Below are 9,553 nucleotides of genomic sequence, written 5' to 3' on the forward strand. Positions count from 1 at the left end.
CCGGGTAAGCCATCACTGGGATTATCCGGCAGGCCTCCTCGTCCCGTAATCATAAACGTATTGCCGTCACTGACGGCGCAGCCTGAGGCAATTTGACGAGTTGGATCAAGGGGACGTTCTGTTAATTCCACCAGGCCAGTTGCGGCTTCGGCATCGGGAGTTTGAATCGTTACTGTACCATCGAGGCCAAATTGAGAACTCGCCGTAATTTGGCTATCTTGTCCTAAGAATAACCCCTGAGTGGCAACTTGGATATTGCCGCCGGAGCCTTGAAAGGCGTTAGCGTCAAGACTGCTGCCATCGAGTAAGGCGATCGCCCCGAGTTGTAGGGTAATATTCCCACCATCGCCGCCAGCGGTGGCAGCGGTTCCCGCCCGCGTTGAGAATTCACTGGCTTGACGTAAAATTGCCACATTGTCTAGGTTGATATTGAGGTTTCCCCCCTGACCTAAAACGCTGGTGGCGGCAATTCGACCATTATTAACCGTCAATTGTTGTCCCTGCAATTCCACATCACCGGCATTCCCTTGGCCCAGAGAACTCACTGACACTTCAACCGCAGCATCGAGCGTCAGGTCTGCGAAGGTTAGGCGCACATTTCCGCCTGCACCATCCACCGTTGAAGCACCAATTTCAGCACGATTCAAAATATCAATGCGATCGGCGATGATCTCCAAATTGCCAGCGGCTCCCGTTCCCCGACCCCGCACGGCAATTTCGGCCCCATCCCGCAATCGCAGCCATGGGGTCATCACCTGAAGATTCCCCGCCTCTCCGGCTCCCCGAGATTCGGTCCACAGTGCGGTTGGCTCACGGATACCGCGAGCGGAGAGTGTCTCACCCGCAATATCCACGGATTCACTGGCGCGAATGCTCAACTGTCCGGCGGCTCCTTCGCCTCCCGTCGCAGCGGAGATCCGTGCTCCACTATTGAGGGTTAACTGTTGGGTGACAATCTCTAATGACCCCGCTCCGGCGGTTCCTTGTTGTCCGGCGACTTGCAGTAGGGAGGATGTTGTAAAAATGCCCGTGACCCAAACCCGGTCATCACTGGCTTGGCTCAAGTCAATGGAGTCAGTGGCACGAATCCTTAGATTTCCGCCCTCTCCGGCACTGCTGGAGGCGGCTGAAATTTGCATTCCGCCACGGGCCTCTAACTCTCGGGTTTCAATGGATAAATTTCCGGCATTGCCTTGACCCAGGGTGGCGGTAAACAGTCCTCCAGGGATAATTGCCCCGGCGCGGGTTCGTTGTAGGTTGATGCGATCGGCGACGACATCGAGATTGCCGCTATCGGCGGTTCCGGTGGCACTGGATGCGGTACTGACGATGCCTCCGTTTTCAAGTTGGAGATGGTCGACCCGCAAGCGAATATCACCAGCGCGGCCCGCTCCTGCGGTTCCGCTCAGGAGTAGGGCGCGATCGGCGAGACGAAACTGCTCGGCGTTGATCTCGATGTCTCCCCCCCGGCCTTGGTTTAAGGCGCTGGTTAGAAGCACTGAGCCTTGGCTCATGTCCACGTCTGCCCCAGTTACGGTAACCTTTCCGGCGGGGCCGTTGCCGATGCTGAGGGCATAAATGCCATCTTGGATTTGGGTCGGGTTAAAGGTTCCGTTGAGCACTTCCGCCAGGAGTACCCCCGGTTGGGTGCCTTGGATCTCGATGCGATCGCCGCTGAGGGTAATGTCGCCACCGGCCCCGGTACCAAAAGTGGAACTGGAGATCAAGGCGCGATCGCTCATCTGGACATCTTGGACACTGATAGTAATCCCCTGGCCGTCGATGGGGCCAAAGGTGTCGGCCCGCAAACTCGCGCCTTGACTCATCAGCAGGCGATCGCCATACAAGTCAATGGCACCGCCCCCCAATCCACTACTACTCACTGTTGCCCCTTGGGACAGATCCAGCGTTCCGCCAGTCGAGGCTGAGTCGAGATTGAGAACTAAGCCCAGACCGGGTTCAGTACCCGGTGGCGGTTGCCAGGTAATTTGACTATTGTCGCCGAAACTCCCCAGAATCACCGGTCCGCCAAAACTACTAAGATTGCCCGACTCTAGGTGAATATCTCCGCCAAACAGGGCCAGGGTTTGGCCAGGGGCAACGGTCAGCCCTGGGGGGTTAGCCAGCGGTAGAGGGGCATCTAGGCTGGGAATGAGAGAACTGCTCGCGAGGGATTGATTGCGAATGGGGGCGGGATTGTTGCCAAATTGCAGGCCAACTGGGACGCTAACGGTCAACAGGGGCTGATCGCCGAAGGGGGAGACGGCGTTGTATTGACGACCATCCTCAAAGAGAAGACCCTCGGCGGTGCTAGCCATGAAAGAACCGCCAAGTTGCAGTTGAGCGGTTTCCCCGAACTCGATGCCATTGGGATTAAGGAAAATAAGACTGGCTTGATGGTTCGCCCGGATTAGACCATCAATTTGCGAGGCTTGGTTGCCGGTGATGCGGGTGATGATGCGCCGGGCGGTGGCGGGGTTATTGAAGTGGGCTTCCCAATTGGTGGGGAGGTCAAAGTGATCAAAGCTATGGAAGAGGTTGGTTCCGGCACGGGTTCCCCCGTCGATGGTCAGTTGTCTGCCGTCGGTGGTGACGCGGGAGTTCTCCGGTAGCGTCGCGTCTGGGGTGATTTGCGCGACGCTGCTATCAGCGATCGCCAGGATCAGGGTCAGCAGAACCGCTGAGGAGGAAAGGGTTGAGGTGAGGGGGATGGCCCGACCAACGATCTGCTTACTCATCTTCGTTTGACCTGATCTCGGTGATAATTGCTACTGACGATTTAGCCAAATGCCCCGCAACCCGGCGTCAATGGCGCCTTCAACGTCTTCTCGGTAACTGTCGCCAATATGCCAGGCGGCGGCTGGGGGACAGTCGTGGGCGGCTAAGGCGCAAGTCCAGATCTGGGATTTGGGTTTGGCTGCCCCGACTCGGGTGGAGACGGTGACGGAGGTAAAAAATTGGCTCAGGTTGAGGCAATCTAGGACGCTATACAGCCGTGAGTCGAAGTTGGAGACCACTCCGAGTTCAATGCCTTGCTGTTGCCAATAGGTTAGGGTGGGTCGGACATCGGGATAGATTACCCAGGGGTCGGCGCTGGCGAAGTAGGCAAACAGATGCTTGAAAAAGCCTTCAAAGTCAGAGAATTGATCGAGAACGCCGACTCCGGCAAAGGTGTCGTAGGCGATCGCCAACCACCAGTTAAATTCCAGTTCTAACAGATCTTGGGGTTCGACTTGGGGAAATTCTGGCGGGGGTGCGGCTTTAAAGAGGTCGTAAAAGACCTTGTTGGTGGCTTCAGCGTCGAGGTCAATGCCGGTCTGATAGTGGGTAAAGTCTCGATAGACTTCCCCGACGCTGCCACGAACGCCAAAGAGGGTTCCGACGGCATCGAGAAAGATGACTTGGGGCTTGTTGTTGTCGCGTCGTGATGGGGTCTGGGGTAATTCGGCGGTTTCAGCGGCTAGTCTCAAGAATAACCTCCTCTGGCCTTGAATGGTTTAATGGTTCAACCCTTAACAGTTAATCATGGGGAGGTCTCAATCTCAGCCGATTGAGACGTATTGAGGTCTTTACTGGGGAGTGATTAAGGCCCGCAGGGGATCGACAATCCAGTTGACGCCCACTTTAACTTGGTGTTCTAAGGTGGGCAGGCGGTAGAGATACATGAGACGACGGGCGATATGGGCCAGGGGACCGTCTAAACTCACGCCTAAGCCGGAGAGGGTGGCGTTGTCGATGCCGAGGGTCATCATTTCTCCGAGGTTTTGATAACGCAGGGGAAGTAGGGGACGCTGGGTGAGGGAGGCCCAGAGATTCCAGGCGGTGTAGTCGGCTTGTTGGAAGGCGGCTTGGGCGGTGGCGGGAATGGTTTGTCCGTTGGCGTCGTGGGCGTCGGCGAGGTCGCCGAGGGCGAAGATGTTGGGGCGATCGCACACTTGGAGATGGCGGTTGACTTTGATTTTGCCGCGATCGCCTCGCTCGAAGGGGAGCCGTTCGACGACGGGGGCGACGCGGGTGCCGACGGTCCACAGGACGAGATCGACGGGGATTTCGTCGATTTGACCTCGGTAACGCAGGGAAATACTGTCCTCGCTGATGGAGACGACGTCGGTTTCGAGGTCGGTCCAGATGCCGCGATCGCTCAAGGCCCGTTTGCCGGCGTTACGGTTAAATTCGGGGGAATGGCGCAAGATGCTATCGTGACGTTCGACGATGCGAATGCGACCCCGATTGCCCAGGCGATCGGCGAGTTTACAGGCGATTTCCACGCCGCTATAGCCGCCACCCACGATGGCTACCCGGATTTTGTCTGAATCGCTATTTTCTAGGTTTTGCAGCCGTTGCCGGACGCGGTAGGCATCGCTAACGGTACGAAAGGGGATGGCATGGTCGGCTGCACCGGGAACGCCATCGAGGGGGGTTTCGCCGCCGAGGGCTAAGACGAGGCGATCGTAGTCGAGGCGATCGCCGCCAACGAGAGACACCTGTTGGGAGTCGGGGTTAATGTCTTCGACGTCGGCTTGGCGGAACTGAATGGGGGTGTTGGCCAGCAGTTCGACGAAGGGTGGGGCGATTTCCCAGGTTTGCAGTTCGTCTGTTACCAGTTCGTAGAGGAGGGGGGAGAAGACAAAGCGATCGCTGCGATCGATGAGGGTAATCTCGGGTTGAGCGGAGCTTTCCCAGGGGAATTGGGCCAGTTTGAGGGCGGTGTAGAGTCCACCAAAGCCGCCGCCGAGAATACAGATACGATTGGAACTAGGATTGGAACCGTCGGTCATGATTAGCTTAGATCTAGCGAGGGGGGGTCAGAACGTGATACCTTCCCTAATAGCTTAGCCAACTTCTCCCCCTTTCCGGAATTGGCGAGGTCGCGGGTGTTCCTGATTACTCTTCATGTGCTGAGGTAGCTGCCATGTCTCTCCTTCTGCGTACCCTCACGAATACGGTCTTCAAACAGCGTCCGATTGAGTCGAAGGAGTTACCCGATCGCGAGAAGATCTCGATTAACCGCGATCGCGAGTTCCCGATTGACACCTTCACTCGTGAACGCAATCATTTACGGGTGACGTTTCAGGATGAGGCTCTGGCGGGCCTCGATACCTGGTATGCGTTCGGGGATCATGTGGAGGTTTTGGGCCACTCGTCTCAAGAACTGGGTACGTCTCGCTTGTACCCGAAACCTCGACCCCGGATTATTCAACTCGATTGTCCCTATTTGTCTCAGTTGGACAACTTCGAGAATCCGACGGGGGCTTGTAATGTTACGTCTGTGGCGATGTGTCTGACGTATTTTGGCATCCCGCAACGCACGAATGCTCGCCAGTTCGAGGTTGAACTCTACCGCTACGCCCTCGATAATAATCTCAGTCGTCACAGTCCCTATGATTTAGCTAAAATTGTCAGAGACTATGGCGCTCAGGATGAGTTCCGCACCAATGCGACCTTCGATGAGGTTAAGAATTGGCTCGCTGACTTGAAGCCGGTGATTGTTCATGGTTATTTCACCTCCTATGGTCATATTGTGGTGTTGGTGGGCTATGACGAGGAGCGAGAGCAGTTTTTTGTCCATGATCCCTATGGGGAATGGTTCTCAACGGGCTATCGTACGGATTTGTCTGGGAAGTATCAACGCTATTCTTATCGCATGATTCGCGAAACCTGTAAGCCGGATGGGAGTTTCTGGGTTCACTTTGTTTCTAAGTAAGTGTCTCTGGGTTAGTCTTTAGGTCAGTCTTTCGGTCATTTCACTGGGGATCACGCTAAGTTAATGGGGTGAGGGGCGATGAAACGTCGGTTGGGCGATCGCCTTGATGGGGCGATCGTCAGGGGGGGAACCTGGGAAACTTGGATCCAAGTTTGGAGCCTTTGAGTCTATCCATGGCCTCACCTTTGTCGTCACAGTAGAGTTTATGTTTTCTGATAATTCCATCGATCCTCATAGTATTTTTGCCCAACTTCCGCCCCAAGCGCGAGATTGGGCGGAACAACTTCATTGGAATGAACGCCGCTATGTTCTTTCTCTGTGTCATATCCTCTGTGCAGCCCCCTCAGAGGTTCAGGCGGAGTTTCTCGATGAATATACCGCCGATGGTTTAGTTTCGCGGCTCATTGAAGACCGCGATACTCGCCAAAAAGTCAAGTATTATCTCGAACAATTCCATATTGAAACCAATTTAACGGAAAGTCTGTTACGAGGCTATATTCGACAGTTTTATATCCATTGCGCTCAGGATATGCAGCGACAGCCGGAACAGTATTTAGAAGTTGCGGTGCGGCTGATTGGCAGTTCTGAAGAAAGTAATAATGCCTTTAATTATACGTTGGGTTTTGAGTTGCTCAAAATGATGTTTACGATGAGTTGGATTCAGCAAGAACGACTCTATCGCATCCAACGAAATCAGGATGAGTTTCTCAATAAATATATTAAGCCGATTCGCTTTGCACACCAAATTAATGGAATCGTGGTTCCTAAGGATAAGAAAAAGTTTTTTGCGAAGCGAGATTATTATGTGCAAACGCCCAAAATATCGCGCAAAAAATTGACGGAGTTGGTGATGGTGACGTTTCGGGCAGAAACAGTCACTGAGTTTGGCTTTTCGGTGATTCGTCATCCGAATTATCTTCAGTTTAATTATGAGTATATTTATACGCCAGAAGCGGAGGATATTTTGGGAAATTAAGCCGTCGTTGAATCAGCCGTTTTGGGATGGGCTTATAAAAATTGGGCTTTGGCTTGATATCTGTTATGGTTCGGGTTAAAATGTGGGGACTTGGTTAACCATCAACTTAGATAAGTTAACTGATAAGTTAACTAATTTGTGACATAATCTGTTAAAAATTGTTAAATGTCTTTAAAAATTATTGAAAATTTCGATGCGAGCGTCCAACTCGATCCCGAGGCGCAAGAAACGTTGTTTCAGTTGCTAACTCATGAGTCATTTCTTGGGCAAATTCGGCAACAGTTGAATTGTGCTGAACTCGAATTTACGGAATGTCTCTTTCAGCCTGTTCCTTATAGTACCGCCACCCCGAAGGGAATGCCGCACGAGTTTGAGCAATATCATGACTCTCCAGAGTATTCTATTATTAACGTGCCGCCCAATTTTATGGCAAAAGCCAAAATTTTTAAACCCAGTCGCCTCTGTGCTATTTATCGCCGGTTAGATGGCGATCGCAACCATCAAGACTAGGTTTCAAGACTAAGTTTCAAGACTAAGTTTCAAGACTAGGTTTCATCACTCAACACCATCCTCACGTTACCGTTTACGCTCCTCTAGCCCTTTTAAACTCATGTCAACCGCCGCCGAACTCCCGAGTCTCCAAAGTCTAAAACCTTATCCATATCTCACAGACGAGGGCAATGTCGCCGATGAGTTTTTACTTGGTAAAGTTGGAATTTATGCCATCTTTGATCAAGATGAAACACTCCAGTTTGTCGGCTATTCCCGCAATGTCAGTGTTAGTTTACGCCAACATCTGATTCGACAACCGGAACACTGTTATAGCTTCAAGGTTGAAACCATCGATCGCCCGAGTCGAACCCTACTCGAAGATATCCGCCAACAGTGGTTAGCTGAAAATGGCACAGTTCCTCCTGGAAATGGCGAGGCGGAGGCGCAATGGACTCAGCCAATTGATGTTAAACCCCTGATGACAGATGCAGAGCGTAGCGCCTTTGAAGAGGCGTTAGATGAGGGGAAAAAGACGAAATGTATTAAACAAGTCGCTCGTCGCGTTCAAGCCACGGTTTTGGAGCGATTAGCGGCGCGTGGGGTGATGGAATCGTTCCGCTTTAACCCGAAGTTGAAGGAACAGGGTCTTTTAGAATTGAAATAGTTAGAATTGAACTAGGTTAACTTGCTGAAATAGATATCTATTTTAATTATCTATTTGATAGCGGTGAGGGGTGATTTCTCAATCGGGGTATTGAGCAACAAATAGGGGTCAGGTGGCGGTTCTCCCCCGAGGAACCTGAGCCAAGGAGGTTCTATTTAGTGGATATGTCGTTAGAAGACCTATGGAATCAGGTTCTAGAACGGTTGCAAGGCCAATTGAGTCAACCGACGTTTGAAACCTGGATTCAGACGGCGCGGGTTGAGTCGTTGCAGGGAGGGCGTTTAGTTTTGCGTGCGCCGAATCCCTTTGCGTTAAATTGGCTGCAAAAGCATTATTTAACGACCATTACTGAGGTGGTTTGTGAAATTTTGGGGGAGGAGATAACGATTGAACTTTGTAGCGATCGCACGGGAGATGTTGAAGAACAGCAACTGAGTTGGTCGCCGCACGTGATGTCCCCGGAACCAAAATCGCAAACCAAACCGCCGGAATTGAATCATAAAAATGTCTTTTCTCGCTTTGTGGTGGGGTCCAATAATCGTATGGCCCACGCGGCGGCGTTGGCGGTGGCGGAATATCCAGGGCGAGAGTTTAATCCCTTGTTTTTATGTGGGGGAGTGGGGTTAGGGAAAACTCATTTAATGCAGGCGATTGGTCATTATCGCTTGGAAATTGACCGACAATCTCGGGTGTTTTATGTGTCAACGGAGCGGTTTACTAATGATTTGATTACAGCAATTCGCCAGGATCGGATGCAGGCGTTTCGCAATCATTACCGAACGGCGGATGTGTTGTTAGTCGATGATATTCAGTTTATTGAAGGGAAAGAATACACCCAGGAGGAGTTTTTCTATACCTTTAATGCCTTGCATGAGGTAGGAAAGCAAATTGTCATCGCCAGCGATCGCCCCCCGCACCAAATCCCGCAACTTCAGGAACGGCTTTGTTCTCGCTTTTCGATGGGGTTAATTGCGGATATTCAGCCGCCTGATTTGGAAACTCGTATGGCGATTTTACAGAAGAAAGCCGAGTATGAGAATATGCGGCTTCCCCGAGAGGCGATCGAATATATCGCCTCTCGTTATACGTCAAATATCCGGGAATTGGAGGGAGCGTTAATTCGCGCGGTGGCCTATATTTCTATTTCGGGTTTACCGATGACGGTGAAAAACTTAGCACCTGTCCTCAGTCCTCATACGGAAAAAGTGGAAGCCTCGCCAACCGTTGTGATGCGAGTTGTGGCGGACATGATGGGAATTTCGGTAGAGGATTTAAAAGGCCAATCGCGGCGGCGGGAGATTTCTCAAGCGCGTCAGGTGGCGATGTATTTAATGCGTCAACATACGGATTTGAGTTTACCGAAGATTGGCGAAGTGTTTGGGGGCAAAGACCATACGACGGTGCTGTATAGTTGTGATAAAGTCGCGCAACGGCGGGAGAATGACCCCCAGTTGGCACAATTGTTACTGCAACTGGGCGATCGCATTAATTTGGCCAGTCATTGAGGGGGATTATGGGTCTTTAGGATATCGGGTGCAATGGGTTGCATTGGATACAAAATTGTAGGGGAACCCACCCCTAGCCCCTCCCAGGAGGGGATTTTTCGCCCCTACAGCAAGGGATATAATCCGCCATAAATTTTCCTTGTCACCCTGACCCCAAAAGACCCGGTATTATCCGCGAAAGCGATCGATAATTTCCTCGCGCGAGAGTTGCA

At 52.1% G+C, this 9,553-nt stretch carries 8 protein-coding genes; 5 read left to right on the forward strand and 3 right to left on the reverse strand.

The window, feature by feature from the left end:
- The 3 genes from R6U67_RS15935 to R6U67_RS15945 form a co-directional block, all read right to left on the reverse strand.
- A partial coding sequence (locus tag R6U67_RS15935) for a filamentous hemagglutinin N-terminal domain-containing protein (RefSeq protein ID WP_410253463.1) occupies nucleotides 1-2,738 on the reverse strand: 2,738 nt, incomplete at its 3' end.
- Nucleotides 2,739-2,768: 30 nt separating this feature from the next.
- Nucleotides 2,769-3,470, reverse strand: a complete 702-nt coding sequence (locus R6U67_RS15940; RefSeq protein WP_410253464.1) for an HAD-IA family hydrolase — start codon at nucleotides 3,468-3,470, stop codon at nucleotides 2,769-2,771.
- 99 nt (nucleotides 3,471-3,569) lie between these two features.
- A complete protein-coding gene (locus R6U67_RS15945; protein ID WP_410253465.1) occupies nucleotides 3,570-4,778 on the reverse strand; it encodes an NAD(P)/FAD-dependent oxidoreductase in 1,209 nt (402 codons plus the stop codon).
- 134 nt (nucleotides 4,779-4,912) lie between these two features.
- Between R6U67_RS15945 and R6U67_RS15950 the strand changes: the two genes are divergently transcribed.
- The 5 genes from R6U67_RS15950 (at nucleotide 4,913) to dnaA (ending at nucleotide 9,341) form a co-directional block, all read left to right on the forward strand.
- Complete coding sequence (locus R6U67_RS15950; RefSeq protein ID WP_410253466.1) at nucleotides 4,913-5,704, forward strand: C39 family peptidase; 792 nt, start codon at nucleotides 4,913-4,915, stop codon at nucleotides 5,702-5,704.
- A 205-nt stretch (nucleotides 5,705-5,909) separates the two neighbouring features.
- Nucleotides 5,910-6,680 (forward strand): cobyrinic acid a,c-diamide synthase, encoded by a 771-nt coding sequence (locus R6U67_RS15955; protein ID WP_410253467.1) that lies wholly within the window; start codon nucleotides 5,910-5,912, stop codon nucleotides 6,678-6,680.
- A gap of 165 nt (nucleotides 6,681-6,845) precedes the next feature.
- Entirely contained in the window at nucleotides 6,846-7,190 is a 345-nt protein-coding gene (locus R6U67_RS15960; RefSeq protein WP_410253468.1) for a hypothetical protein, read from the forward strand.
- Nucleotides 7,191-7,290: 100 nt separating this feature from the next.
- Nucleotides 7,291-7,836 (forward strand): GIY-YIG nuclease family protein, encoded by a 546-nt coding sequence (locus tag R6U67_RS15965; protein WP_410253469.1) that lies wholly within the window; start codon nucleotides 7,291-7,293, stop codon nucleotides 7,834-7,836.
- Nucleotides 7,837-7,994: 158 nt separating this feature from the next.
- A complete protein-coding gene (gene dnaA / locus R6U67_RS15970) occupies nucleotides 7,995-9,341 on the forward strand; it encodes a chromosomal replication initiator protein DnaA (protein ID WP_410253470.1) in 1,347 nt (448 codons plus the stop codon).
- The last annotated feature ends 212 nt before the right edge of the window (nucleotides 9,342-9,553 follow it).

This window comes from Sodalinema sp., assembly GCF_046483825.1.
GTDB lineage: Bacteria > Cyanobacteriota > Cyanobacteriia > Cyanobacteriales > Geitlerinemataceae > Sodalinema.

What these genes read in the sequence shown, in the direction of transcription:
- R6U67_RS15960 (WP_410253468.1), top strand. Translation starts at nt 6,846, where the DNA reads ATGTCTTTAAAAATTATTGAAAATTTCGATGCGAGCGTCCAACTCGAT.
- R6U67_RS15955 (WP_410253467.1), top strand. Translation starts at nt 5,910, where the DNA reads ATGTTTTCTGATAATTCCATCGATCCTCATAGTATTTTTGCCCAACTT.
- R6U67_RS15965 (WP_410253469.1), top strand. Translation starts at nt 7,291, where the DNA reads ATGTCAACCGCCGCCGAACTCCCGAGTCTCCAAAGTCTAAAACCTTAT.
- R6U67_RS15945 (WP_410253465.1), bottom strand. Translation starts at nt 4,778, where the DNA reads ATGACCGACGGTTCCAATCCTAGTTCCAATCGTATCTGTATTCTCGGC.
- R6U67_RS15950 (WP_410253466.1), top strand. Translation starts at nt 4,913, where the DNA reads ATGTCTCTCCTTCTGCGTACCCTCACGAATACGGTCTTCAAACAGCGT.